A 23844-nucleotide genomic window follows, 5' to 3' on the forward strand; every position below is an offset into this window, starting at 1 on the left:
CGTTCTTGAATCCGGTGGGAAAGCTCAGACGTCGGCTTCGACGCTGTCGCCCTTTTCTTCCATCCACGCGCGTCGGCCGGAAGCCTCGCCCTTGCCCATCAGCAGGGTGAACATCTTCAGCGTGTCCTTGAGCGCGCCGCTGCGCACCTTGACCGGCAGCACGCGTCGGGTGGCGGGGTCCATGGTGGTCTCGCGCAGCTGGTCGGGGTTCATCTCGCCCAGGCCCTTGAAACGGCCGATCTCGATCGCGTCGGGCTTGAAGCCCTCCTTCTCCAGGCGGTCGCGGATCGCCGTGAGCTCGCCCTCGTCGAGCGCGTAGAGCCGGCGCGGCGGGCGCTTCTTGCCCTGCGCGGGCACGTCCACGCGGTACAGCGGCGGTTGCGCCACATACACATGGCCGCGCTCGATCAGCTTGGGGAAGTGGCGGAAGAACAGTGTGAGCAGCAGGGTCTGGATGTGGGCGCCGTCCACATCGGCGTCGGACATGATGACGACCTTGCCGTAGCGCAGGCCGGAGAGGTCCGGCTCGCTGTCGGCAGTGTGCGCGTCCACGCCCAGCGCCACCGCGATGTCGTGGATCTCGGCGTTGGCGAACAGGCGGTCGGGGTCGATCTCCCAGGCGTTCTGAACCTTGCCGCGCAGCGGCAGGATGGCCTGGGTCTCCTTGTTGCGCGCCATCTTGGCCGAGCCGCCGGCCGAGTCGCCCTCGACCAGGAAGAGCTCGTTGTCGGCGATGTCCTCGGACTCGCAGTCGGACAGCTTGCCCGGCAGCACGGCCACGCCCGAGGTCTTCTTCTTCTCGACCTTCTGCGCGCTCTTCTGGCGTGCGAGCGCCTGCTTGATCGACAGTTCGGCGATCGCGCGGCCGGCCTCGACGTGGTTGTTGAGCCAGATCTCGAAGGGGTCGCGCAGCTGGCCGGAGACGAGCTTGACCGCCTCGCGTGAGTTGAGCTTCTCCTTCACCTGGCCCTGGAACTGCGGATCGAGCAGGCGCGCCGACAGCACGAAGCTCATGCGCCCGCACACATCCTCCTGCTGCAGCTTGACGCCGCGCGGCAGCAGGGTGTGGTGGTCGATGAAGGACTTCATCGCCTCGAACACGCCGGCGCGCAGGCCGGATTCGTGGGTGCCGCCGTTCACCGTGGGGATCAGGTTGACGTAGGACTCGCTCGGCACGGTTGATTCGAACCAGGCCAGCGCCCAGGCCGCGCCTTCGCCGGGGGCGAAGCTGGCGTCGTCCTTGCCGGCATATTTCTCGGCGGTGAAGATCGGCGCCACCGCGTCGACGTCGCCGGCGAGCTCCTTCAGGTAGCCGGCGAGGCCTTCGGGATAGGACCAGGTCTTGGTCAGCACCGGGCCGCTGGCCTGCTCGATGTCGAGCCGCACATTGACGCCCGACAGCAGCACCGCCTTCGAGCGCAGCAGGCGCTCGAGCTCGTTCATCGGTACGCGCGGCGACTCGAAATACTTGCCGTCCGGCCACACCCGCACCCGGGTGCCGGTCTGGCGGCCGCAGTCGCCCTCGATGCGCACGGGGCTGATGGTCTCGCCGCCATCGGCAAAGTCGATGCGGTGGATCTTGCCGTCGCGCTTCACTTCCACCTCGATGCGGGTGGACAGCGCATTGGTCACCGACACGCCGACGCCGTGCAGGCCGCCCGAGAAGGCGTAGGCCGAGTTGCCCTCGCGCTTGTCGAACTTGCCGCCGGCATGCAGCCGCGTGTAGGCCAGCACCACCACCGGCACGCCCTCTTCCGGGTGCAGGCCGACCGGGATGCCGCGACCGTCGTCGGCAACCGTGATGGAGCCGTCGAGGTGCAGGGTGACGTGGATCTTCTTCGCAAAGCCGGCGAGCGCCTCGTCGGCGGCGTTGTCGATCACTTCCTGGATGATGTGCGCCGGGCTGTCGGTGCGGGTGTACATGCCGGGGCGCTCGCGCACCGGCTCGAGTCCTTTCAGGACGCGGAAGGAGGATTCGTCGTACTGCTTGGGGGTGTCTTGCTTGCCAGCCATGCTGCGTGCCCGTTGGGTGTCACGAAGGGCGCAAGGATAGCAGAGCGGTGGGCTGTATGTATGTTCAGCTTGATGATCGATCAGGCGCTGCCGAGCATGCGACCGCCGCCGATGGGGCGGCTGTGGCCTTCGGCGTCATAGAGCGGCGGCTGATCGGCGGCCGTCAGCAGCACCGAGAGGGCCGCCTGGTTGTGCGCCATGCGCTCGACGATGAGCTTGCCATTGAGGTCGTTGCGGTCGCGTGCCTTGCCCGCGAGCTCGATGACTTCTTCCCAGCGCGCCAGCACGCGTGGCAGCTTGGCACAGATTTCACGGATCGCCGCGTCCGATGGCGTGCGACCAAGCCGTCCCAGTAGCAGGGCGCGGTCGTCGGACAGGCGCTGCAGGCGGCGATAACGCTCGTTCTTGTCCTGGGTCAGCGCCAGCAGGGCGTCGATGTCACCGGCAACCAGCAGCGACTCCTCGCGCTCGAGCAGGGCGATGAACTCCCTGAGCTGGATCGCCTCGGCCTCGATCAGTAGCGCGAGCCGCTGCTGATCTGCGGGCGTGGGCAAGACCGGCGCGTGGTTCATGGCACCGCTGCGATCGCGTTCAGCGCTGGCCGGCCAGCATCTCGCGGACACTGGCGATCAGGCCGTCGGCGATGCGATTGGCGTCGACCTTGAACTCGCCGTTGGCGATGGCCTGCTTGATCTCATCGACCCGCTGCTTGTCGACCACCGGCGTCTGCGCGATGGCGGTCTCCGCCTTTTGCAGGCTGGAGGACAGGGAGGACAACTGAACCTTGTCGCTGGCGCTGGCAACCGGACCGTTGTTGCTGGCCGGGCTGCGCGGGCGCACATCGGCCGTGGCGCTGGGGGCAAGCGACTTGCCCGTGCTTTCGATTTTCATGGCGCAGTTCCAATACAGAATGACTCTAACGGTCTTGTCGGCCCGGTCAGCCAAAACTTTAGCAATTAATTCATGAAACGGGTCACGGTCGACCGCAACGTCGCCGGGTGCTCAGAATCCGACCTCGACCGTGCCGCTGGCCTGAGCGATGCCCGTGACGACCTGGCCGTTGGACAGTCGTACGCGCACGCTGTCACCCGGCGCGGCGTTGTTCATCGCGCGACCTTCGCTCGATACGCGAAAGCCCGGCCCCGCACTCACCACCTGGACGTTCTGCCCCTGGCGGACGGCATGCGGGATGCGCAGCATGTCGCCGCGCAGCGGGCTGCCCGCGGCAATGGCGAAGCGGGTGTGGTGGCCGCTTGCCTGAGTGGGGTCGGTCAGGGTGTTGTCGGGCAGGGTGCTGAGGTCGCCGCGACGCAGGGTGAGGTCGGCGGGCCCGAGGATCTGTCCGGCGCGCAGGGGCAGGGCGGCGACCAGATAGTCGGCCACCACCGAGACCTGTGCCTGCAGGTAGGCCGTCCATGCCACCGGCGAGTCGCAGCGCACGCCAACGCTGATGCGCCCCCAGGCCCGCGTGCCGGCGGGCAGGAAGGGTTCGAGCGCGGCGCAGGCCGGCAGCTGGTTGTTGGGGTCGAAGGGGCTGACGACGATACTGACCTCGCCGGGCAGTCCCGCAGTCTGCCCGCGCAGGAAGTCCTGCACCCGCGCTTCGATCGCTGCCGGCGCCTGCTGCGCCTGAACCAGCGGTGAAAGGGCGGCGATACCGAGCGCCACAACGCTCGCGATCGGCCGCCAGGCGCGGCGCGCGCGCGGCTGCAGGCGGCGTGCGGGGATTGAAGTCTGCTTCATGCGGGGATTGCACCATGGGCCAGTCATTCAGGCAACCGGCAATCCTTGCCGGCAGGCGGCGGCGAAATTGGCCGGTCTTTACCCGGCTTATCGGCGCCAGCCGGCAGCGCTTGAGGGGCTAGCATGCCTGGCATGGAAACTGCGACCGGAGTGACCGATCGCCCGCCCCGAGGAGTACATGCGATGAAGACCACGATGAGCACCCTGTTCGACCGGTCGATCCAGTTCCACCAGACGGCGCTCAACTTGCAGGCGCATCGCCAGCAGTTGCTGGCATCGAACATCGCCAACGCCGATACCCCCAACTACAAGGCGCGCGATGTCGATTTTCGCACCGCGCTGCAGGGGGCGCTGCAGCAGTCGCGCGGCCGTATCGAGCTCGCCGCGCCGCGCCCGGGCCATATCGGCGCGGGGGGCGGCCTGGCACTGGAGGGCCTGACCGGCTACCGAAGCGAGATCCAGTCGGCGGTCGACGGCAACACGGTGAACATGGACGTCGAACGCGCTGCCTTCGCCGAAAACGCCTTGCACTACGAGGCCAGCGTCACCTTCATCAACGGCATGCTGCGTTCGATGAACACGGCGATCACCGGCCAGTAGGGAGAATCTTCATGAGCATGCTCAATGTCTTCCAGATCGCCGGCTCGGCGCTCAACGCCCAGTCGCTGCGACTCAACACCACCGCATCCAACCTCGCCAACGCCGACAGCGTCACCTCGGAAGATGGCCAGCCCTACCGCGCCAAGCAGGTCGTGTTCGCTGCGCGTCCGGTGGCGGGGCCGGCAGCCGTGGGTGTGCAGGTCACCGGTGTGGTCGAGAGCGCTGCACCGATGCGCATGGTGTTCGAGCCCGGCAATCCCGCGGCCAACGCCGAAGGCTATGTCGAGATGCCCAACGTCAATGTGGTGGAAGAGATGGTGAACATGATCTCGGCCTCGCGTTCCTACCAGAACAACGCCGAGGTGATGAACACGGCACGGACCTTGCTTCAGCGTACCTTGCAGATCGGCCAGTAAGGGCCGTGCAGGAGAAGCTGAGATGAGCACCGTATCGAACACCCAGACTGCGCAGAACGTGCTGGCCGGCCTGGGCCGTAGCGAGCCTGTGGGCAAGAAGGACGACGAGAACAGCCAGGCCCGGTTCCTGACGCTGCTGACGACGCAGTTGCGCAACCAGGACCCGATGAATCCGCTGGAGAACGCCGAGATCACCTCCCAGCTCGCGCAGATGAGCACGGTGGACGGCATCGAGCGCCTGAACACGATGTTCAGCGCCTTTGTCGACAGTCAGAACGCCAACGACTCGATGCAGGCTGCGGCCCTGGTCGGCCGTGGCGTGCTGGTCGAGGGCAAGCGGCTGGGCCTGACGGAGTCGGGCGCGGTCGGTGGTTTCGAGCTCGACGGGCCAGCAGACAAGGTGGTGCTGTCGATCAAGGATGCGGCGGGCCTCACGGTTGGCCAGATGGAGCTGACCGACGTCGATGCCGGCAGCCAGAATTTCGTCTGGGATGGCACGGCGAGTGATGGATCGCGCGCGGCCGACGGCATCTACACCCTCGAGCTCAACGCGACCCTGCGCGGCGAGAAGGTCGCCGGCCGCACGCTCGAGTTCGGCCCGGTCACCAGCGTCATCCGCGGCCCGGCAGGCACCGACTTCCAGGTGGGCGCGCTCGGCATCTTCAAGTTCGACGACATCAAGCAGATTCTCTGATCCGGAGCCCCGATCATGTCTTTCCAGCAAGGTTTGAGCGGCCTCAATGTCGCCTCGAAAGCCCTCGACATCATCTCGAACAACGTCGCCAACACCAATACGGTGGGCTTCAAGAGTGGCTCGGCCGTGTTCGCCGACGTCTATGCGGCATCCCTGACCGGCTCGGTGTCCGGCAAGCAGGTCGGTGTGGGCAGCACCCTGGGCGCAGTGCGCCAGAGTTTCACCCAGGGCAACCTGACCACGACCAACAATCCGCTCGATCTGGCGATCAATGGCGATGGCTTCTTCATCGTCGGCCGCTCGGATGGGCCGGACGTCTATAGCCGCAACGGACAGTTCGAGCTCGACAAGGACGGCTTCATCATCACCTCTACGGGGGAGAGACTCAAAGGCTTCCAGAGCCCCGCCGGGTCTGGCCAGTTGCCGACGCCGGTCGGCGGACTGAAGGAACTGCAGATCCCGATCATTGGCTCCTTGCCCCAGGCCACCAGTCGTGTAGACATCGGTGGCAATCTCGATGCGAACGCCTTGAGTCCGGCCGAGACCTTTCCGCAGCTGCTCGGGCCCGGCTACACCTTCCCCAGTCCGAAGACCAGCCCCGATGACGAGGCGTGGCGGGATACTCGAACCTATAACTACTCGACGTCGATAGAAGCCTTCGACAGTCTGGGCAAGTCGCATGAGCTGACCTTCTACTTCGTCAAGAAGACGCCTAGCGCGGCACCGCCCCCGGCCGCTCCCGGGACCTTGATCGACCTCAACGCATGGCAGGTGTTCACCAGTGTGGATGGGCAGTACCCCTTGGGGATCGATCCTGCAACGGGGAACCCAAATCCCCCAGTGGCTGGCAGCCCGGTGATCTGGGATCTTGAGTTTGATGAGAAAGGGGTGCTCAAGACGCCGGTTGCGGGACCCTCTGCGACCAACCTGCTGCAGGTTCCTGCGGAATACGCGCCAGACGCCGAACCGATCCGCTTCTATGTCGACTTCACCGACATGCGCCAGATTGGCGGTTCCTACCTCGTGAGCGAACTCACCCAGAACGGCTTTACCGGAGGCGAACTCGCCGGCTTGTCGGTCGGGCGTGACGGCGTCATCACCGGGCGCTATACCAATGGCGAGACCGTCGCGCTGGCCCAGCTTGCGATCCAGACCTTCCGCAATCCCAACGCGCTGAACTCGATCGGCAACAACTACTGGGAAGCGACGCTCGAATCGGGGTTGACCGCGCCGATCAGGCCCGGCGAGGGCGTGGGAGGCGTGATCTCCGCCGGCATGGTCGAGGACGCCAACGTCGAGCTCACCCAGGAACTGGTGCAGCTGATCATCCAGCAGCGCAACTACCAGGCCAACGCGCAATCCATCCGGGCGCAGGACCAGATCCTGCAGACCCTGGTGAACCTGCGCTGAGCCTGAAGCACTGACACGAGAGGCCAGCGATGGACCGCCTGATCTACACCGCGATGACCGGCGCCAAGGGCACCATGGACCAGCAGGCGGCGGTCGCGCACAACCTGGCCAACGCCACCTCCACCGGTTTTCGCGCCGAGCTGCACAAGCTGCGTGCGGTCGAGGTCCAGACCGAGGCCCTGCCTACCCGCGCCTTCGTGGTCGATGCCAGCGTCGCCAACGACTTCCGTGAGGGGCCGATGCAGTTCTCCGGTCGCCCCTACGATGTTGCCCTGGCGGGCAAGGGCTGGCTGGTGGTGCAGATGCCCGACGGCAGCGAGGCCTACACCCGCAATGGCAGCCTCGAGGTCAGCGCCAACGGCATTCTGCAGACGCGCGACGGCAGGCCGGTGCTGGGCGCTGGCGGACCGATCGCGATTCCGCCCGACAACGAGATCAGCATCGGCGCCGACGGCTCGATCTCCGCCTCCCAGCCGGACCTGCCCGGCGTGGTCAATGTCGTTGCCCAGCTCAAGCTGGTGAATCCGCCCGAGGATCAACTGCTGCGCGGCGACGACGGCCTGTTCCGCTTGCAGGGCGGGGCACCGGCGCCCGCCGACGCCAACGTGCGGGTGGCCGGGGGCTACCTCGAGGGCAGCAACGTCAACGTGGTCGATCAGATGGTGCAGATGATCTCGCTCGCCCGCCAGTTCGAGATGCAGACCCGCATGCTGAGCACGGCCGAGCAGAACGACCGCGCTGCCGCCCAGGTGCTGGCGGCCCGCTGAGGCCCGCCAGCCGATTAGCACGGTTTTTGCGTTGCTTATCTCGGGATGGTCGGTGACAGCGCTCCTCTAGACTGATTCCATCGAGAAAAGCCCGGCGGCAAAGCGCTTGCCGGCAAGAAAGTGCAGCGCGGCGGCAAATCCTGCCGCAGCGGCAACGCAAACCCGAGGATTTCATCATGATCCGCTCATTGTGGACGGCCCGTACCGGCCTCGACGCCCAGCAGACCTCGCTGGACGTGATCTCCAACAACCTCGCCAACGTCTCGACCAATGGCTTCAAGCGCCAGCGGGCGATCTTCGAGGACCTGCTGTACCAGACGATCCGCCAGCCCGGCGCGCAGTCGACCCAGCAGACCCAGATCTCCAGCGGCCTGCAGATCGGCACCGGGGTGAAGCCGGTCGCCACCGAGCGCATCTTCACCCAGGGTACGCTGCAGCAGACCGGCGGCTCGCTCGACGTCGCGGTGCAGGGCAACGGCTTCTTCCAGATCGCCATGCCCGACGGCACCACGGCCTACACCCGCGACGGCGCCTTCCAGCTCGACAACCAGGGTAACGTCGTCACCGCCAGCGGCTATCCGCTCGCCGACAACATCAACGTGCCGGCCGACACCCTTACCGTAACCGTGGGCAAGGACGGCACGGTCAGCGTGCTGCAGGCGGGGCAGGTGGCACCGGTCGAGATCGGCGCCATCCAGCTCGCGACCTTCGTCAATGCCGGCGGCCTGCAGAGCGCGGGCGAGAACCTGTTCTACGAGACCGCCTCCAGCGGCGTCGCCACGCCCAACCAGCCCGGCACCAATGGCGCGGGGGTGCTCAACCAGGGCTATGTCGAGACCTCCAACGTCAACGTCGCTGAAGAACTGGTCAGCATGATCGTCACTCAGCGTGCCTACGAGCTCAATTCGCGCGCCATCTCCACTTCCGACCAGATGCTTGGCCGGCTCACCCAGCTCTGAGAGGGCGCGATGAGACCGATGCAGTTGCTCGCCGTCGCCTTGTTCGCGCTGCTGTCGGGCTGCGCTTCGATTTACCCGACGCCGCCCACCGCCGTGCATCAGCCGATGACGGCGCGTCCCGAGGCGCGCACCCAGGCCGGGCCCGCCAATGGCGCGATCTACCAGACGGCGGTGGCGCGGCCCTTGTTCGAGGACCGCCGGGCGCGCCATGTCGGCGACACCATCACCATCAACCTGGTGGAACGCACCACCGCGCAGAAAAGCGCCAATGCCACCGCGGCGCGCAATTCGAGCGTCACCGGCGGTATCACCGGCATTTCGCGCCTGCCGCTGGGGGGGCTTGCCGGGCTTAACGTCGAGGCGGGAGCCGACACCGACTTCTCCGGCAAGGGCGCGGCCGCGGCCAACAACGTGTTCAACGGCACGATCACGGTGACCGTCATCGACGTCTATCCCAACGGCAACCTGCTGGTGTCGGGCGAGAAGATGCTGGCGATCAACCAGGGCAACGAGTTCATCCGTTTCTCTGGGGTGATCAACCCCAACAACGTCACCGCGGCCAATACGGTGCAGTCCACCCAGGTCGCCGATGCGCGCATCGAGTACCGCGGCAGCGGCTTCATCGACGAGTCCAACACCATGGGCTGGCTGCAACGCTTCTTCGTCGCCATCATGCCCTTCTGAGGAGGCCCGCATGAAAGCCCTCCATTCCCTGCTGCTGCGTGCCCTGGTCGCCTTCGTGGCGGCGGGCATCTTCTTCAGCGCCGCGGCCGATGCCGCGCCCGAGCGCATCAAGGACCTCGCGTCGATCGCCGGCGTGCGCGACAACCAGCTCGTCGGCTACGGCCTGGTGGTCGGCCTCGACGGCTCGGGCGACCAGACCACGCAGACGCCCTTCACCGTGCAGAGCATCGTCAATATGCTGGGCAACATGGGCGTGACCCTGCCGCCCGGCACCAACCTGCAGTTGAAGAACGTCGCCGCGGTCATGGTCACGGCCACGCTGCCGGCGTTCGCGCGCCCGGGGCAGGCCATCGACGTCACCGTGTCCTCGATCGGCAACGCCAAGAGCCTGCGCGGCGGCACCCTGGTGATGACGCCGCTCAAGGGCGCCGACGGCCAGGTCTATGCGATCGCCCAGGGCAACATGGCCGTTGGCGGTGCCGGCGCGCAGGGCGGTGGCGCGTCCCTGGTCATCAATCATCTGTCCGCCGGCCGCATTCCCGGTGGGGCGACCGTGGAGCGCGCGGTGCCGGCCATGCTGGGCGAGGGCGAGTCGGTGACCTTCGAGCTCAGGGACACGGATTTCGGCACCGCGCGCCGCGTGGTCGACGCCATCAATCTGTCCTATCCGGGCGCGGCGCGGGCGCTGGACGGACGCAGCATCCAGGTGCGCGCGCCGCTCGATTCGAGCGCGCGCGTGGCCTTCCTCGGCCAGCTCGAGAACCTCGAGGTGACGCCGGTGCAGCAGGCCGCGAAAGTGATCGTCAATTCGCGTACCGGCTCGGTGGTGATGAACCAGCGCGTCACGCTGCAGAACGTCGCGGTGGCCCACGGCAACCTGACCGTCACCGTCAGTACGGAGGCCCAGGTCAGCCAGCCCGCGCCCTTCTCCGGCGGGCAGACGGTCGTCACCCAGACCGGCCAGGTCGACATCGCGCAGGAGGGTGGCGCGCTGTTCAACGTGCGCGGCGGCGCCAATCTTGCCGATGTGGTCAGGGCGCTGAACGCGCTCGGTGCCAAGCCGATGGATCTCGTCAGCATCCTGCAGGCGATGAAGGCCGCCGGCGCGCTGCGTGCCGAACTGGAGGTCATCTGAGGACCTCGCGATGAATGCCGGATTCCAGCTCAACGCCTTCGACCCCAACGCGCTCGGCGACCTGAAGCGCCTGGCGCACACCGACGGTCGGTCCGACCAGGCCCTGCGCGCCGCGGCCAGGCAGTTCGAGGCGCTGTTCCTGCAGATGGTCATGAAGTCGATGCGCGACGCCACGCCGGCCAGCAGCCTGATGGACAGCGAGCAGACCAAGATGTACCAGAGCCTGCTCGACCAGCAGATGGCGCTGAACATGGCCCAGTCGCGCGGCACCGGCCTGTCGGAGGTCATCTTCCGCCAGCTCGGCGGCACGTCCGACCCGGCTTCCGCGATCGACGCCCTCGATGCCGGCAATCCCGGCGCGCGCGAGGGCTTCGACATCGCCAACGTGATTCGCCGGGCGGCAATTCCTGCCGCCTCGGCACGCGCGGCGGAAAGTGCCGCCGCCCTTGCCGCCTTGCCGCCCGCCCATGGCGTGCCGGGCATGGGCGCGGGGCTGGGCACGGGTGGTTTCGAGGGCGGCTCGATCCTCGAGCGGGCGATCCTCGAGAACAAGCTCAGGGCCGCGGTGCGCAGCGCGCGCGACGCCGGCGGCGCGGTGTCGCAGCAGGCGCGGGACTTCGTCAGCGAGGTGTGGCCGCATGCGCTCGAGGCCAGCCGCAAGACGGGCATTCCGCCCCAGTTCATGGTGGCGCAGGCCGCGCTCGAGACCGGCTGGGGGCAGAAGCAGTTGCGCCATGCCGACGGCACGCCCAGCCACAACCTGTTCAACATCAAGGCCGGCGCGGCGTGGACCGGGCCCACGGTCGATCTTGCCGTCACCGAATACGCCAATGGCCGTGCCTACAGCGAACCGTCCCGCTTCCGCGCCTACGGCTCGTACGCCGAGTCCTTCCGCGACTACGCCAACCTGATGACGCGCAGCCCGCGCTACGCCGGCGTGCTCGGGCAGACCGACCCGACGGGCTTTGCCCGCAGCCTGCAGGACGCCGGCTACGCCACCGACCCGATGTATGCCGACAAGCTCACCCGCATCATCGGCGGCAGCACCTTGCGTGGCGCGCTCGCGCTGGCCGGCTGAGGCCGGCGGCGGGCAGGGCCTGGCAGGAATCTTGCTGAGATAGCCTGACACCAGCGCACCAGGTACTCATCATGTCGTCCTTGCTCAACATCGGGCTGACCGGTCTCAACGCCTCCCAGGCCTACCTCAACACGACCAGTCACAACATCGCCAACGCGGCGACGCCGGGCTTTCACCGCCAGGGCCTGACGCAGGAGGCGCGCACCCCGACCCTCAGCGCCGGGCTTCTGTTCGGCCAGGGCACCTCCATCACCAGCGTCACGCGCTCCTACAGCCAGTTGCTGGAGAACCAGGTGATGAGCGCGGATAACCGGCGTGCCGAGTTCGCGGTGTACAACCAGTTCATCTCGCAGGTCGACAATCTGCTGGCCGACCCGGATGTGGGGCTCACCCCCGGGATGAACAACTTCTTCGCGGCCATGCAGAGCGTATCGGCCAACCCCACCAACATCGCCGCGCGCCAGGCCCTGATCTCGTCGGCCGAATCGCTGGTCGCCCGCTTCCAGTCGATCGACGCCCGCATCACCGAGGTGGGGCAGGGGGTCGAGGACGAGATCACCGCCAACCTCGGCACCATCAACAGCTACGCGGCGGCGATCGCCGAGCTCAACCAGCGCATCATCGTGTCGCAGGCAGCGGGCGGGGGCGCGGCCGCCAACGACCTGCTCGACCAGCGCCAGCAGGCCATCTTCGAGCTCAACACGCTGGTCAAGGTCACGGCGCTGCCCCAGCGTGACGGGTCGATGTCGGTCTTCATTGGTTCCGGTCAGGCCCTGGTGATGGGCAACCGCGCCAAGGAAATGGTCAAGACCCAGCAAGTCGACGAGGACGGCCGGCAGATGATCGGGATGCGCGGGGCGGGTGGGGTGGTCACACCGCTCGCCGAGCAACTGATCACGGGCGGAAGCCTGGGCGGTCTGCTCGCCTTCCGGCGGGACGGGCTCGAGGCCGTTCAGGGCAGCCTCGGACTGATCGCCACCACGCTGGCGACCGCGTTCAACAGCCAGCACAAGCTCGGCATGGACCTGAATGGTGTGCTGGGGAAGGATTTCTTCAGTCTGGCGCCAGTGGTGGTCCAGCCCCCCACTGCGGCGTCCGTAAGCATCGACGCCGAGCGGCTGGGCGAGCTGACGGGGGCAAGCTACTCGCTGCAGTACGACGCGGTCACGAATGAATACATCCTCACCGACCTTGCGACCGGGAACTCCACCCGACCCGCTCTCGAGACCCTTCCCGACGGTAGCCAGGGACTCAGACAGGACGGATTGATCATCAGCGGATTGAGCCTGGTGGCGGGCGAACGCGCCTTCCTCTACCCGACGCGGTTCGCGGCCGGCAGCATTGGCGTCAGTGCAGACATCGATCCGCGCAGGGTCGCCGCCGCCAATCCGGTCGCCGCCAGCATCGTTTCGCCAACCGGCTCCTCGTTCGCGATCACGCTGAATCCGCTGGGCAGCAGCACCGGGATGTCTCTTGCTGTTCCTCCAGCGATCACGCCCACGGGTGAGGTGAACTTCGGCGCTGCTGCGATCACCCTCACCGAGAACGCCGGCGTGTTCACGCTCAACACCGCGAGCAGCGGATACAGCCTTGCGCCTGCGACTTACACGCCCTCGACGGATAGCGGCAGGACCGAATTCACCCTGACCGGTCCCAACGGCTTGAGCGTGACATTCAAGTTATCCGGTGTCCCTGCCGTAGACCCGGTTGCTGGCAGTGACAGCATCCAGCTGAGCCCGAACGCGGGCGGCGTCGCCGACAATCGCAACGCCGTGCTGCTCGGCGCGCTGCAGACCGAGAAACTGCTGTATGCGGCGGGCCCGACGGGCGGCAGCACGCAGCCCACCGCGACGCTCAATAACGCCTATGCTCAACTTGTCAGCAAGGTCGGCAACAAGACGCGCGAGGCGCAGTCGGGCGAGCGCACGCAGAACTCGCTGTTCGAGCAGGCGCGGGCGGCGCGCGATTCCGTGTCGGGGGTGAACCTCGACGAGGAGGCGGCGAACCTGGTGCGCTACCAGCAAACCTACCAGGCCGCGGGGCGGGTGATGTCGGTGGCGCAGCGCCTGTTCGACGAATTGCTGTCGATCGCCCGTTGAAGCAGGAGTCCATGATGCGTGTATCGACCAGCATGATCTACGACCAGGGCGTGAGCGCCCTGCAGCGCCAGTCGGCAGCACTGCTGTACACCGGGCAGCAGATCGCCACCGGGCGCAAGATCCTCACCCCGGCCGATGATCCGATCGCCTCCGCACGCGCGCTCGACGTCACCCAGTCGCGCAGCGTCAACCAGCAGTTCATCACCAACCAGGGTTATGCGGAAGATGCGCTGACGCTGGTTGAGGGCCAACTCGTCGGTGCGGGCGAGATCATCCAGTACGCGCGCGAGCGGGTGCTCGCCGCAGGCAACCCCGCGCTGTCGCAGAGCGACCGGCAGTCGATCGCCACCGACCTGCGCGCACAGTTCGACGCCATGCTGGCGATTGCCAACACCCGTGACGCCAATGGCGACTATCTGTTTGCCGGCTACAAGTCGAACACGTCTCCGTTTGCAAAGCTGACTGCCGATCCCACCAACCCGGCCGCCTTCGACTCGGTGCGCTACGACGGTGATCAGGGCACGCGCACCATGCAGGTGTCGTCCTCGCGGCTGATGCCGGTCAGTTTTGGCGGCACGCAGGTGTTCGGTTCGGAGAACGGCGGCGTGTTTGCTGCGCTGGGCGAGTTCATCAATGCGCTCGAGCGCGGCAGCAACCCCGGTACTGCCGTCGGCGATGCGCTCGACAGCCTCGATGCCAGCCTCGACCGCGTGCTCACGGTGCGTGCCCAGATCGGCTCGCAGCTCGTCGAGGTCGAGCAGCTCGGCTTCATCGGCAGCGATCTCGACCTGCAGTACGCCACCACGCTGTCGAACCTGCAGGACCTCGATTTCAACGAGGCCATCTCGCGCCTGACCCAACAGCAGACCTTCCTGCAGGCCGCGCAGCAATCCTTCCTGCGCATCACCGGGCTGTCGCTGTTCAACTACCTGAGCTGAGCGCATGCGTGCCACCCGCCCCCTCGTGACTGCGCTGCTGGCCGCAGCGCTTGCCACCGCTGCCGCCGGCTGCGCCAGCGGGCGCGGCGAAGCCGGCCAGGCGGGGGCCGAGTCGCTGCGCCTGAGCGGCCCGCTCGCCGGTGCGATCGGCCTCGCCCTGATGGCGAGCGAACTCGATCTGTTCGAGCCCGAATACATCGCCGGGGCGCTGGTTGCCTTTGCGATCTACGATCCACTTGCGCCCACCTGGCGCATCGACGTTGCCGACATCGGCGGCGATCGCCTGCGCATGGACCTGCGCATGAAGGCGCTTGCCACCGGCGGCGAGGGCGAGGCGCGGCGGGTGTTCCTGCGCAATGCGCGCCAGGTGGTGGAGCGCGGCGGATTTGCCGGCTTCGATGTGCTGCGCTTCGAGGAAGGTGTCGAATCGACCCGGCCTTTCGCCCGCCGCTACGCGAGCGGCGAGATCCGCCTGGTGCGCTCGGGCATCTTTCCCGAGCTCTGAGCAGGCTATTCGGCGGGGGCGGCGGGCAGCGGCGCCAGCGCATCGAGCAGCAGGCCAATGCTGTCGAAGCCGCGCTCGAACAGGCCCTGCAACACCGGCCCGAAGTTGCTCATGATCAGCAGCACGCCGATGAAGCCCGCTGTCAGCGTGACCGGAAAGCCCACTGCAAACAGGTTGAGCTGCGGCGCCGCGCGGGTCAGCACGCCGAGCGCGATGTTGGCCACCAGCAGCACCGCGATCACCGGCATCGACAGCACCAGCCCGGCGGCAAACACGGTGACGCCAGCACGCGCGATGTAGGCCCAGCCCAGTGCGCTGACCGGCTCCAGCCCCACCGGCAGCCATTCGAAGCTGCGCACCAGCAGCTCGATCATCAGCAGGTGGCCGTTGATGGCGAGGAAGAGCAGGGTGGCGAGCAGGTTCAGGAAATCCGACAGCACCGCCGTCTGGCCGCCGGCGTCGGGGTCGAAGAAGATCGCAAAGGACAGGCCCATCTGCATGCCGATCAGCGAGCCCGCCATGTCCACCGCAGCGAACACGATGCGCATCATGAAGCCGATGGCGATGCCGATGAAGATCTGCTGGGCGAAGATCGCCAGGCCCAGCCCGGAGCCGGGCGGCACCTGGGGCATCGGCGGCATCACCGGGAGCACCGCGATCGCGACGCCGAGGCCGATCGCCAGCCGCACCCGCACCGACACGCCCCGGTTGGAGAACACCGGCGCCGACGAGAACAGGCCGAGCAGGCGCCCGAGCGGAAACATCAGCGCCGCGAGCCAGGCGTCGAGCTGGGCAGCGGTGACGTTGAGCATGGGCGAGGCGGGACGCGCAGACCGCGCGCTAACCGATCATCGCCGGAATCGACTCGATCAGCCGGCGCATGAAGTCGGTGAGCAGGGTCAGCATCCACGGCCCGGCCAGCACCAGGGTGACGAAGATCGCCACCAGCTTCGGCACGAAGGAGAGCGTCATCTCGTTGATCTGGGTGGCGGCCTGGAAGATGCTGATGATGAGGCCGGTTGCCAGCGCGGCGATGAACAGCGGCGCCGACACCAACAGCGTGACTTCGACGGCCTGGCGGCCGAGTTCGATGACGGCGGTGGGAGTCATGCGGGTTCTCCTTGAGCGTGCCGGTCAGATCGCGAAGCTCTGCACCAGCGAGCCGACGAGCAGGGTCCAGCCGTCGACCAGCACGAACAGCATGATCTTGAACGGCAGCGACACGATCACCGGCGACATCATCATCATGCCCATCGACATCAGCACCGAGGCCACGACCATGTCGATGATGATGAAGGGGATGAAGACGATGAAGCCGATCTGGAAGGCGGTCTTGAGTTCGGAGGTGACGAAGGCCGGGATGATGACCCGCATCGGCAACTGGTCGGCCGAGTCGACCGGCTCGACGCGCGCCAGCCCGGCGAAGAGCTCGAGGTCGGGCGCACGCACCTGCGCCAGCATGAAGGTCTTGACCGGCACCGAGGCGCGCTCGAGGGCCTCGTCGAACTGGATCTCGCCCTGCGACATGGGCAGGTAGGCGTCCTGATACACGCGCTCGGCCACCGGCGCCATGATGAAGAAGGTGAGGAACAGCGCCAGCCCGAGCAGCACCTGGTTGGGGGGCGCCGTCTGCGTGCCCATCGCCTGACGCAGCAGCGAGAACACGATGATGATGCGGGTGAAGCTGGTCATCATCAGCACCATTGCCGGGATGAAGCTCAACAGCGTCATCAGCAACAGCGTCTGGATGGTCAGGCTGTAGGTGGTGCCGCCGCCGGGCGCCTCGGTGGTGGTCAGTGCGGGCAGGGCCTGGGCCACCGCCAGCATGGGCAGCGTGCCGAGTAGCAGCGCCACGCCCAGGCGCAGCAGGGTGGCCGGGCCGGGGCGGGCCGTCGCGGCTGGGCCACGGCCGGGACGACAGGGGGGCTGGCGGGCATCAGTGCGCATCGCGGCGGTCCATCGCCTGCTTGAGCCAGCCGGAGAATGCCTTGCCACCCGGGGCCTTGCCGCCCGGCAGCGCGGCCCCCGACGCAGCGCTTGGCAGCGGCAGCTCGCTGCGCTTCATCTCGTGCAGCTTGCTGACGCTGCCGGGCGCGACGCCCAACACCAGCACCTGTTCACCGAGCTCGACCAGCACCACGCGCTCGCGCGGGCCGACCGCGGCCGCGCCCAGCACCCTGATCGCCGCGCCGCCGCCGCGCGGCGCGCTCAGGCGGCGGATCAGCCACAGGCAGGCGAACAGCAGGCCGATGACGACCGCCAGGCCGAACAGCATCTGCGCCACGCTGCCACCCAGGTCGGGCGTGCCCGCGCCGGGCATCGGCGCGCTCGTGGGCGCGCTCGCCGGCGCCTGCGCGATGGCGAGCGGGGCCTGGGTCAGCAGCAGCAGGAGGGCGGCGCGCAGCGAAGGCATCGGGCGGGTCAGTTGCGGATCTTTCGCATGCGCTCGGCCGGGGTGATGATGTCGGTCAGGCGGATGCCGAACTTGTCATTGACCACCACCACCTCGCCCTGCGCGATCAGGGTGCCGTTGACCAGCACGTCCATCGGCTCGCCGGCCAGGCCGTCGAGCTCGACCACCGAGCCGTGGGCGAGCTGAAGCAGGTTGCGGATCGACAGCTTCGTGCGCCCCAGCTCCACGGTGATCTGCACCGGGATGTCGAGGATCATGTCGAAGTCGTTGAGCGAGCCGGGCTTGCCGCCGGCGGCGCCGAAGTCCTCGAACAGCTGGCTGGCGGGGCGCGCCTGGTAGGGCGAATCGCCCATCGCTGCGGCGGCGAGCTCGGCGGCGACGCGGTCGGCATCGGCATCGCCGAGCCCGGCCTCGCTCGAGGCCTGCTCCTGCATGGCGGCGGCCCAGTCGTCGTCGGTAATCTGGTTTTCGTCAGCCATTGTGGCCTCCCGGAAGCGTGGCGGATTCCGTTTCCTCCGGGCCGAGGAAGCGTTCCACCTTGATTGCGTAGCGGCCGTTCTTGGTGCCCTGGCGGCACTCGAAGACCGGCACGCCATCGACCTCGGCCTGCAGCAGCTCGGGCACTGCAAGCGGGATCACGTCGCCCACCTGCATGTCGACGATGTCGCGCAGCGTGACCCTTGCCGTGCCGAGGTTGCAGGCGAGCTCGACCTCGGCGGTCTGCAACTGGCGCGACAGCAGCTTGATCCAGCGCCGGTCCGAGGTCAGATGGTCGCTCTGCATCGTCGAATACAGCAGGTCGCGGATCGGTTCCAGCATCGAGTACGGGAAGCAGATGTGCATGTCGGCCTGCGCGCCGCCGAGCTCGAGCGAGAAACTGGTGGCGACGACGATCTCGGACGGCGTGGCGATGTTGGCGAACTGCGAGTTCATCTCCGAGCGCACGTACTCGAGCTGCAGCTTGAACACCGGCGCCCAGGCCTTGGCGTATTCGGCGAACACCACGTCGAGCATGCCCTGGATGATGCGCTGCTCGGTCGGGGTGAAGTCGCGGCCCTCGACCCGGGTGTGGAAGCGCCCGTCGCCGCCGAACATGTTGTCGACCACCAGGAACACCAGGTTGGGGTCGAACACCACCAGGCCGGTGCCGCGCAGGGGCTTGCCGATCACCAGGTTGAGGTTGGTCGGCACCACCAGGTTGCGCACGAACTCGGCGTATTTCTGGACCTTGATCGGCCCCACCGACACCTCGGCGTTGCGGTGCATGTAGTTGAACAGGCCGATGCGCAGGTAGCGGGCGAAGCGCTCGTTGATGAGCTCCATCGTGGGCATGCGCCCACGCACGATGCGCTCCTGGGTGGCCAGGTTGTAGGGCCGGATGCCCTCCGTGCTGGCCTCGTCCGCAACGGGTTCGTCCGACTCCCCGGTGACGCCGCGGAGCAGGGCGTCAACTTCTTCCTGGGAGAGAAAATCCGCGGCCATGGCGGCGTCCTGTCACTGGATGATGAAGGAGTTGAACAGCACCGCCTGCACCGGGCCGTTGGGGATCGGTCGGCCCGCCGCGTCGCGCAGCGGCTGGAAGCCGAGCGCCTCGTTGACCTGCTGCGTGATCGTGGCCGCCAGATCCTCGCGCCCTTCGGTGGTGGCGAGCTCGGAAGGCAGCTTGCTCGACAGCAGCAGGTTGATGCGATGGCGGATCTCGGGCATGAAGGCCTTCAGGCTTTCCCCCATCTTGGGGTCGGCCACGCGCAGCACGGCGACGACCTGCAGATAGTGGTCGCCCTCGTCGCGGCGCAGGTTGACGGTGAACGGATCGAGCGGCACGAAGGTGGGCGGCTTGGTGAGGTCCACCGCCGACTGCATCTGCATGGCTCCGGTCGGGGCGGCAGCAGTGCTGTCTTCTGCCGCCTTGTCCTTGCCGCCCTTGAGCAGCAGCAAGGCGGCAATCCCGCCGCCGATCACGATCAGCACCGTGACGAGCACGATCACGATGATCAGCAGCAGCTTGCTCTTCTTCTTCGGGACGTCCCCGCCTTCATCCGGTCTTGCCGGCGCCTTGGCCATGCGAATCTCCTGTCTTACGGATTGAATTATCCGCGATGATCGCATGCGCCCAAGCAAGAATAAGTGGGGCAGAGCCGCCCCTATTCAGGCGCTTCAGGCGAAGGTGTCGACCATCCCGTCATGTTGTCTGATCCAGCCGCTGGCGGTGCCGCCGCCGGCGATGCCGCCTTCACTGCCGGCGCTGCCAGTCGCATCGCCGCGGCCACGCCCGGCCGTGCCGCCGTCCTCGCGCGCGCCCTGGTCGGAGGTGCTGACATTGGCCTCGCCCAGGTTGATCCCCGCCTGCTGCAGGATCTCGCGCAACTGCGGCATCGCGCGCTCGAGCGCATCGCGCGCCGCTTGGCTGGAGGCGACGAACTGGGCCGTCGTCTGGTCGCCATTGAGGTTGATCGACACCTCGAGCTTGCCCAGGTTAGGCGGCGTCAGCACCAGCTCGGCCTTGCTCTCGGCGCGGCCCAGCATCCACCGCACCTGGTTGCCCACATCCTCCGCCCAGGCCTGCTGCCCGGCCGGCGTATGCACCGGCAACTGGGGTGTCGCCGGCTGGGTGGCCGGGGCGTGGCGCAGCAGGTGCATCGGCGCGTGCGTGTTGAGGAAGGCATTCGGCTGCTGCGTCCCCGCTCCGCCGGCCTCGCCGGCCACCGCCTTGAGGGCCTGCGCCGCGGCCATACCCTTGTCGGCGAGCACGCCGGCCGCCAGCGCACGCCCCTGGACCAGGAAGGCCGGGCTGCGGTCCGCACCCTCGGCCGATGTCTCTGTTTTCGGCAGGAACGCGGAATTCTGAAGGTTACGGGCATCCTGCGGGTTCTTGCGCCCGCCGGTCGTGGCGGTCAGGGTCGGCGCCGTCTCGCCCCCCTCGGTCCCGGCCTGCTTGGTGCCCGCCATCAGTGCGGCAAGCGCTGCCGGCAGACCGGCAAGCGCTGCCGCCTCGGGCGCATCAACGACCGTATCTGCCGCTTGCAGGACGAGCGTCTCCGCGTCGGGCACCGAGGTGCCGACGCTGCTCGCCGAATTGCCGGCCGCTGCAGCGGCACCTTCGCTCTGTGCCGTCGTCGCGTCCGGGCGCTGGTCCGCTGGCGAGGATGCGTCCGTCTTGTTCTCGGCGGTGCTGCCATCTGCGGCCTTTTGATCGGGCTGCGTGCCTGTCCCGGCTGGCTTGTCCGTCGTGCCATCGTGGGTGGTGCGGGCCTCGGTGCTGCGCCCGGGTTCACGCGCTGGCTCTGCAGGCCCCTGGGCAGGCGTCTGGGCAGCGGGTGCAGGGCGGCTGGGCTCGGGTTCGCGCTCGGCTTGTCTGGCGGGGGGCGGCTCGAGCGGCCGGGCGGGGGTGTTCATCTGCCGCTGCAGCGTCTGCGAGAAGCTGTCGGGCTGGGCACCGAGTCCCGGGATGCCGAGCAGCGCGGACGATGCCGAGGGCACGGCGAGACGCTGATTGAAGCTGTGCGCGAGGCTGTGGGTCGATAGCGGAGCAGTCATGTTGGCTGGCCTCTCGTTGGCTGGATGCGATGGATCGCGGACGATCCGACAGTCAGCTAGAAGCAAGGCGCATGCCAAAGTGCTGCGGCTGTCACTCTTCCGTGCCCGGCCCGCGTCGGGCAGCGTGCTCGTCGGACTGCTTCTGCTCCTGACGTGCCTGCTGGCGGTTGACTGCGGACTGGTGCCGTTGCGACAGCGTGTCGAAGGCCTTCAGCTTGGTGCGCTGGGCAAGCCAGGCCTGCTGCCCCTCCGTCGTCCTGGTGCGCGACTGTTCGACGATCCTGCGCTGCGCGCCGATGGCGTCGTCGAGCTTGCCGATGAAGGCGCTGTAGTTGCGCCAGGCGTCGGGCGTGAGGCCATCGCGCGCCGCCTGCACGAAGCGCTCGTGGTACTCATGCCGATAATCCTCGAGCATCTTGAGCTTCTGCTCGAGATCCCGCTCGGCCGCCACCAGCTCACCGAGCTTGCGCGCGGCATCGTCGGTGCGGGTCTGGGCGAGATCGAGCAGGGGCTGGAGATGAAAGCGGGCGGTCATTGGAGCCGGTGGGCGCTGCCGTGACAATCGCAGCCGAATAGGGTGACGAGCCGGATTCTAGCGCTTTCGGCCGCTGTTGACCGCGGTCATTTGTCATGGTCGGCGCGCATGCGGCGATCCGGCCCGGCGTGCCTCAGGAGAACACCTGGGCGAGCTTGTGCAGCGCGCCCTCGTAGTTCTCGTGCTCGTTGATGCCTTGTTGCAGGAAGGCCTCGAGGCGCGGGTAGAGCCGCACCGCGGTATCGAGCACCGGGTCGCCGCCAGGCTGGTAGGCGCCCACCGCGATCAGGTCGCGCGAGCGCTGGTAACGCGAGAAGAACTGCTTGAACTGACGCACCACGCTGAAGTGGTCGTCCCCCACCAGGCCGTGCATGGCACGCGAGATTGACTGCTCGATGTCGATCGCAGGGTAGTGGCCCTGGTCCGCGAGGTTGCGCGACAGCACGAAGTGACCGTCGAGGATGGCGCGCGCGGCATCTGCGATCGGGTCCTGCTGGTCGTCGCCCTCGGCGAGCACGGTGTAGAACGCGGTGATCGAGCCGCCGCCTTCGGGCCCGTTGCCGGCACGCTCGACCAGCGCCGGCAGTCGCGCGAACACGCTCGGCGGGTAGCCGCGCGTGACCGGCGGTTCGCCGATCGCCAGCGCGATCTCGCGCTGCGCCATCGCATAGCGTGTCAGCGAGTCCATGATCAGCAGCACCTGGCGGCCCTGGTCGCGGAAGTATTCGGCCACCGTGGTCGCGTAGGCCGCCCCCTGCATGCGCATCAGCGGGCTGGTGTCGGCCGGTGCGGCGACCACCACCGAGCGCGCCAGACCCTCTGCGCCCAGGCTCTGCTCGATGAACTCCTTGACCTCGCGGCCGCGCTCGCCGATCAGGCCGACGACGATGACCTCGGCCTCGGTGTAGCGCGCCATCATGCCGATCAGCACCGACTTGCCCACCCCCGAGCCGGCGAACAGGCCCAGGCGCTGGCCGCGGCCGACGGTGAGCAGGGCGTTGATCGCGCGAATGCCGACGTCGAGCGGCTGCGCAATCGGCGCCCGCGCCAGCGGGTTGATCGGCCGCCCCTGCAGCGAGCGCGTCTCCTGCGTGGCGAGCGGCCCCTGGTTGTCCAGCGGGCGGCCGGCGCCATCGACCACGCGGCCGAGCAGGGCGTCGCCCACCGGCAGATGCTTGGCACGGTCGGCCGCGCGCCGGCGCGGGCCGATGCGCTTGCCTGGCACCAGGCGCGGCACGCCGACCTCCATCGGCAGCACGCGCGCGCCCGGCGCGAGGCCGAAGACGTCGTCGGTCGGCATCATGTACAGCTTGTCGCCGTTGAAGCCCACCACCTCGGCCTCGACCGCGCCGCCGCCCGGGACCAGGATGCGGCAGCCCGAGCCGAGCGGCAGCTTGATGCCGGCGGCCTCCATGACGAGGCCGTTGATGCGGGTGAGGCGGCCCGAGATCTCGAGCGGGCTGCTGCTCTCGACCAGGCGGCGGCCGTCGGCGAGGAAGTTGCGCCACAGCGCGCTATGCGGGTTCATGACGGCAGCGCGCCGGCTTCATCCGGCGGCGGGTTCCACTTCGCGCGATCGTGGCCGATCGACTCCAGCACCCGGCGCCAGCGGGTCTCGAGCGTGGCGTCCACCTGGGCGCCGACGGCATCGATGCGGCAGTCGCCGCGCTGCAGGCGGGCATCCTCCTGCAGCCGGTGGCCGGCGTGGGCGAGCTGGTCGCCGAGGTGCTCGCGCACCAGCGCGAGGTCGTCCGGATGGAGCTGGATGTGGGCGTGGCCCTGCGGCAACTGCAGCAGGGCGCTGCGCACGGTGTCCAGGATGCTCTCCGGGTGGTCCGCGAGCGTCTGTCGCACCATGCGCCGCGCCATCTCGATCGCCAGCGCCATCAGCTCCTCGGCGATCTCGCCGTCGAGCTGGCTCAGGGCCTGTTCCAGACCGTCGGCCAGCGTGGCGAGGCGGGCGGCCTCTTCCTCGGCGCGGGCCTTGCCCTCGGCATAGCCCTGGGCGCGGCCGGCCTCCAGGCCTTCGGCGTAGCCTTCGCGTCGCCCCTCTTCGAGGCCGGTGGCGCGGATCTCGTCGTGCATGCGCTCGAGTTCATCGGCGGTCGGCAGGTGGAAGTCGTCGGGCAGCGAGAGGGCTGCGGCCGCCGGCGCCACAGGGGCTGGCTCGGCGGCCGGCGGCGCGGGCGGCGCTGGCGTCGGGCGCGTGCTCTTGCGCGGGCCGGCCTCGTCGTCGAAGTCGGCCGGCTCCCAGCGTCGATAGGCGCCGACCGCCTGGTGGCGCGAGATGCTCATCGCCGGCTCCGGGTGTCAGTGCG

At 68.0% G+C, this 23844-nt stretch carries 27 protein-coding genes; 12 read left to right on the forward strand and 15 right to left on the reverse strand.

Translation table 11 applies throughout. The features are described 5' to 3' along the window. Positions 1-24: 24 nt before the first annotated feature. The 4 genes from PLC66_RS01795 to flgA all read right to left on the reverse strand — a co-directional run bounded on the left by PLC66_RS01795 (position 25) and on the right by flgA (position 3756). Complete coding sequence (locus PLC66_RS01795; RefSeq protein ID WP_324537310.1) at positions 25-2013, reverse strand: DNA topoisomerase IV subunit B; 1989 nt, start codon at positions 2011-2013, stop codon at positions 25-27. An 80-nt stretch (positions 2014-2093) separates the two neighbouring features. Beyond that, entirely contained in the window at positions 2094-2585 is a 492-nt protein-coding gene (locus tag PLC66_RS01800; RefSeq protein WP_324537312.1) for a flagella synthesis protein FlgN, read from the reverse strand. A gap of 19 nt (positions 2586-2604) precedes the next feature. Beyond that, a complete protein-coding gene (gene flgM / locus PLC66_RS01805; RefSeq protein WP_324537314.1) occupies positions 2605-2904 on the reverse strand; it encodes a flagellar biosynthesis anti-sigma factor FlgM in 300 nt (99 codons plus the stop codon). A gap of 111 nt (positions 2905-3015) precedes the next feature. Beyond that, positions 3016-3756: a flagellar basal body P-ring formation chaperone FlgA gene (gene flgA / locus PLC66_RS01810; RefSeq protein WP_324537316.1), complete on the reverse strand. Its 741-nt coding sequence runs from the start codon at positions 3754-3756 to the stop codon at positions 3016-3018. Positions 3757-3951: 195 nt separating this feature from the next. Between flgA and flgB the strand changes: the two genes are divergently transcribed. From flgB to PLC66_RS01870, 12 genes are all read left to right on the forward strand, one after another. After that, positions 3952-4356 (forward strand): flagellar basal body rod protein FlgB, encoded by a 405-nt coding sequence (gene flgB, locus PLC66_RS01815; protein ID WP_324537400.1) that lies wholly within the window; start codon positions 3952-3954, stop codon positions 4354-4356. An 11-nt stretch (positions 4357-4367) separates the two neighbouring features. Beyond that, positions 4368-4772 carry a flagellar basal body rod protein FlgC gene (gene flgC, locus PLC66_RS01820; protein WP_324537318.1) on the forward strand — a complete coding sequence of 135 codons (405 nt, stop codon included), beginning with the start codon at positions 4368-4370 and terminating at the stop codon, positions 4770-4772. Positions 4773-4794: 22 nt separating this feature from the next. Then, complete coding sequence (locus PLC66_RS01825; RefSeq protein ID WP_324537320.1) at positions 4795-5466, forward strand: flagellar hook assembly protein FlgD; 672 nt, start codon at positions 4795-4797, stop codon at positions 5464-5466. A 15-nt stretch (positions 5467-5481) separates the two neighbouring features. Beyond that, positions 5482-6876 carry a flagellar hook protein FlgE gene (gene flgE / locus PLC66_RS01830; protein WP_324537322.1) on the forward strand — a complete coding sequence of 465 codons (1395 nt, stop codon included), beginning with the start codon at positions 5482-5484 and terminating at the stop codon, positions 6874-6876. A 29-nt stretch (positions 6877-6905) separates the two neighbouring features. Beyond that, on the forward strand, positions 6906-7643 hold the full coding sequence (gene flgF / locus PLC66_RS01835) for a flagellar basal-body rod protein FlgF (RefSeq protein ID WP_324537324.1): 738 nt from the start codon (positions 6906-6908) through the stop codon (positions 7641-7643). 176 nt (positions 7644-7819) lie between these two features. Next, positions 7820-8602, forward strand: coding sequence for a flagellar basal-body rod protein FlgG (flgG, locus tag PLC66_RS01840; protein ID WP_324537326.1), 783 nt, complete (start codon positions 7820-7822; stop codon positions 8600-8602). An 18-nt stretch (positions 8603-8620) separates the two neighbouring features. Further along, positions 8621-9286, forward strand: coding sequence for a flagellar basal body L-ring protein FlgH (locus PLC66_RS01845; RefSeq protein WP_503012166.1), 666 nt, complete (start codon positions 8621-8623; stop codon positions 9284-9286). Between the two features lie 10 nt (positions 9287-9296). Further along, positions 9297-10421, forward strand: a complete 1125-nt coding sequence (locus PLC66_RS01850) for a flagellar basal body P-ring protein FlgI (protein WP_324537330.1) — start codon at positions 9297-9299, stop codon at positions 10419-10421. 10 nt (positions 10422-10431) lie between these two features. Beyond that, complete coding sequence (gene flgJ, locus PLC66_RS01855; RefSeq protein WP_324537332.1) at positions 10432-11499, forward strand: flagellar assembly peptidoglycan hydrolase FlgJ; 1068 nt, start codon at positions 10432-10434, stop codon at positions 11497-11499. Between the two features lie 71 nt (positions 11500-11570). Then, on the forward strand, positions 11571-13598 hold the full coding sequence (flgK, locus tag PLC66_RS01860) for a flagellar hook-associated protein FlgK (RefSeq protein WP_324537334.1): 2028 nt from the start codon (positions 11571-11573) through the stop codon (positions 13596-13598). Between the two features lie 14 nt (positions 13599-13612). Continuing rightward, on the forward strand, positions 13613-14536 hold the full coding sequence (flgL, locus tag PLC66_RS01865; RefSeq protein ID WP_324537402.1) for a flagellar hook-associated protein FlgL: 924 nt from the start codon (positions 13613-13615) through the stop codon (positions 14534-14536). A gap of 4 nt (positions 14537-14540) precedes the next feature. Continuing rightward, complete coding sequence (locus tag PLC66_RS01870; protein WP_324537336.1) at positions 14541-15041, forward strand: hypothetical protein; 501 nt, start codon at positions 14541-14543, stop codon at positions 15039-15041. Positions 15042-15046: 5 nt separating this feature from the next. On the opposite strand, the gene fliR is transcribed toward PLC66_RS01870, so the two are convergent. The 11 genes from fliR to PLC66_RS01925 form a co-directional block, all read right to left on the reverse strand. Next, on the reverse strand, positions 15047-15853 hold the full coding sequence (gene fliR, locus PLC66_RS01875; protein WP_324537337.1) for a flagellar biosynthetic protein FliR: 807 nt from the start codon (positions 15851-15853) through the stop codon (positions 15047-15049). Positions 15854-15881: 28 nt separating this feature from the next. Further along, positions 15882-16151: a flagellar biosynthesis protein FliQ gene (gene fliQ, locus PLC66_RS01880; protein ID WP_324537339.1), complete on the reverse strand. Its 270-nt coding sequence runs from the start codon at positions 16149-16151 to the stop codon at positions 15882-15884. Between the two features lie 24 nt (positions 16152-16175). Next, positions 16176-16868: a flagellar type III secretion system pore protein FliP gene (gene fliP / locus PLC66_RS01885; protein ID WP_324537404.1), complete on the reverse strand. Its 693-nt coding sequence runs from the start codon at positions 16866-16868 to the stop codon at positions 16176-16178. 109 nt (positions 16869-16977) lie between these two features. Then, the gene (fliO, locus tag PLC66_RS01890) at positions 16978-17454 is read right to left on the reverse strand and encodes a flagellar biosynthetic protein FliO (RefSeq protein ID WP_324537341.1); all 477 of its coding nucleotides are present in this window, start codon (positions 17452-17454) and stop codon (positions 16978-16980) included. Positions 17455-17462: 8 nt separating this feature from the next. After that, a complete protein-coding gene (gene fliN / locus PLC66_RS01895) occupies positions 17463-17933 on the reverse strand; it encodes a flagellar motor switch protein FliN (RefSeq protein WP_324537343.1) in 471 nt (156 codons plus the stop codon). Next, the gene (fliM, locus tag PLC66_RS01900) at positions 17926-18936 is read right to left on the reverse strand and encodes a flagellar motor switch protein FliM (RefSeq protein WP_324537345.1); all 1011 of its coding nucleotides are present in this window, start codon (positions 18934-18936) and stop codon (positions 17926-17928) included. Before fliM ends, fliN begins: the two co-directional genes overlap by 8 nt. 12 nt (positions 18937-18948) lie before the next feature. Beyond that, positions 18949-19518: a flagellar basal body-associated FliL family protein gene (locus tag PLC66_RS01905; protein ID WP_324537348.1), complete on the reverse strand. Its 570-nt coding sequence runs from the start codon at positions 19516-19518 to the stop codon at positions 18949-18951. A 93-nt stretch (positions 19519-19611) separates the two neighbouring features. Further along, positions 19612-20991 carry a flagellar hook-length control protein FliK gene (locus PLC66_RS01910; protein WP_324537350.1) on the reverse strand — a complete coding sequence of 460 codons (1380 nt, stop codon included), beginning with the start codon at positions 20989-20991 and terminating at the stop codon, positions 19612-19614. 91 nt (positions 20992-21082) lie between these two features. Next, positions 21083-21526 carry a flagellar export protein FliJ gene (gene fliJ, locus PLC66_RS01915; RefSeq protein ID WP_324537352.1) on the reverse strand — a complete coding sequence of 148 codons (444 nt, stop codon included), beginning with the start codon at positions 21524-21526 and terminating at the stop codon, positions 21083-21085. 133 nt (positions 21527-21659) lie between these two features. After that, the gene (fliI, locus tag PLC66_RS01920) at positions 21660-23054 is read right to left on the reverse strand and encodes a flagellar protein export ATPase FliI (protein WP_324537354.1); all 1395 of its coding nucleotides are present in this window, start codon (positions 23052-23054) and stop codon (positions 21660-21662) included. After that, positions 23051-23821, reverse strand: coding sequence for a flagellar assembly protein FliH (locus PLC66_RS01925; RefSeq protein WP_324537356.1), 771 nt, complete (start codon positions 23819-23821; stop codon positions 23051-23053). Before PLC66_RS01925 ends, fliI begins: the two co-directional genes overlap by 4 nt. Positions 23822-23844 lie beyond the last annotated feature (23 nt).

It is taken from the genome of Thauera sp., from assembly GCF_035444905.1.
In the GTDB taxonomy this organism is placed as follows: domain Bacteria; phylum Pseudomonadota; class Gammaproteobacteria; order Burkholderiales; family Rhodocyclaceae; genus Thauera.

Bases quoted from the DNA above. Each gene is read 5' to 3' on its own strand.
- PLC66_RS01795 (WP_324537310.1), bottom strand. From the start codon at position 2,013: ATGGCTGGCAAGCAAGACACCCCCAAGCAGTACGACGAATCCTCCTTC.
- PLC66_RS01800 (WP_324537312.1), bottom strand. From the start codon at position 2,585: ATGAACCACGCGCCGGTCTTGCCCACGCCCGCAGATCAGCAGCGGCTC.
- flgM (WP_324537314.1), bottom strand. From the start codon at position 2,904: ATGAAAATCGAAAGCACGGGCAAGTCGCTTGCCCCCAGCGCCACGGCC.
- flgA (WP_324537316.1), bottom strand. From the start codon at position 3,756: ATGAAGCAGACTTCAATCCCCGCACGCCGCCTGCAGCCGCGCGCGCGC.
- flgB (WP_324537400.1), top strand. From the start codon at position 3,952: ATGAGCACCCTGTTCGACCGGTCGATCCAGTTCCACCAGACGGCGCTC.
- flgC (WP_324537318.1), top strand. From the start codon at position 4,368: ATGAGCATGCTCAATGTCTTCCAGATCGCCGGCTCGGCGCTCAACGCC.
- PLC66_RS01825 (WP_324537320.1), top strand. From the start codon at position 4,795: ATGAGCACCGTATCGAACACCCAGACTGCGCAGAACGTGCTGGCCGGC.
- flgE (WP_324537322.1), top strand. From the start codon at position 5,482: ATGTCTTTCCAGCAAGGTTTGAGCGGCCTCAATGTCGCCTCGAAAGCC.
- flgF (WP_324537324.1), top strand. From the start codon at position 6,906: ATGGACCGCCTGATCTACACCGCGATGACCGGCGCCAAGGGCACCATG.
- flgG (WP_324537326.1), top strand. From the start codon at position 7,820: ATGATCCGCTCATTGTGGACGGCCCGTACCGGCCTCGACGCCCAGCAG.
- PLC66_RS01845 (WP_503012166.1), top strand. From the start codon at position 8,621: ATGCAGTTGCTCGCCGTCGCCTTGTTCGCGCTGCTGTCGGGCTGCGCT.
- PLC66_RS01850 (WP_324537330.1), top strand. From the start codon at position 9,297: ATGAAAGCCCTCCATTCCCTGCTGCTGCGTGCCCTGGTCGCCTTCGTG.
- flgJ (WP_324537332.1), top strand. From the start codon at position 10,432: ATGAATGCCGGATTCCAGCTCAACGCCTTCGACCCCAACGCGCTCGGC.
- flgK (WP_324537334.1), top strand. From the start codon at position 11,571: ATGTCGTCCTTGCTCAACATCGGGCTGACCGGTCTCAACGCCTCCCAG.
- flgL (WP_324537402.1), top strand. From the start codon at position 13,613: ATGCGTGTATCGACCAGCATGATCTACGACCAGGGCGTGAGCGCCCTG.
- PLC66_RS01870 (WP_324537336.1), top strand. From the start codon at position 14,541: ATGCGTGCCACCCGCCCCCTCGTGACTGCGCTGCTGGCCGCAGCGCTT.
- fliR (WP_324537337.1), bottom strand. From the start codon at position 15,853: ATGCTCAACGTCACCGCTGCCCAGCTCGACGCCTGGCTCGCGGCGCTG.
- fliQ (WP_324537339.1), bottom strand. From the start codon at position 16,151: ATGACTCCCACCGCCGTCATCGAACTCGGCCGCCAGGCCGTCGAAGTC.
- fliP (WP_324537404.1), bottom strand. From the start codon at position 16,868: ATGCTGGCGGTGGCCCAGGCCCTGCCCGCACTGACCACCACCGAGGCG.
- fliO (WP_324537341.1), bottom strand. From the start codon at position 17,454: ATGCCTTCGCTGCGCGCCGCCCTCCTGCTGCTGCTGACCCAGGCCCCG.
- fliN (WP_324537343.1), bottom strand. From the start codon at position 17,933: ATGGCTGACGAAAACCAGATTACCGACGACGACTGGGCCGCCGCCATG.
- fliM (WP_324537345.1), bottom strand. From the start codon at position 18,936: ATGGCCGCGGATTTTCTCTCCCAGGAAGAAGTTGACGCCCTGCTCCGC.
- PLC66_RS01905 (WP_324537348.1), bottom strand. From the start codon at position 19,518: ATGGCCAAGGCGCCGGCAAGACCGGATGAAGGCGGGGACGTCCCGAAG.
- PLC66_RS01910 (WP_324537350.1), bottom strand. From the start codon at position 20,991: ATGACTGCTCCGCTATCGACCCACAGCCTCGCGCACAGCTTCAATCAG.
- fliJ (WP_324537352.1), bottom strand. From the start codon at position 21,526: ATGACCGCCCGCTTTCATCTCCAGCCCCTGCTCGATCTCGCCCAGACC.
- fliI (WP_324537354.1), bottom strand. From the start codon at position 23,054: ATGAACCCGCATAGCGCGCTGTGGCGCAACTTCCTCGCCGACGGCCGC.
- PLC66_RS01925 (WP_324537356.1), bottom strand. From the start codon at position 23,821: ATGAGCATCTCGCGCCACCAGGCGGTCGGCGCCTATCGACGCTGGGAG.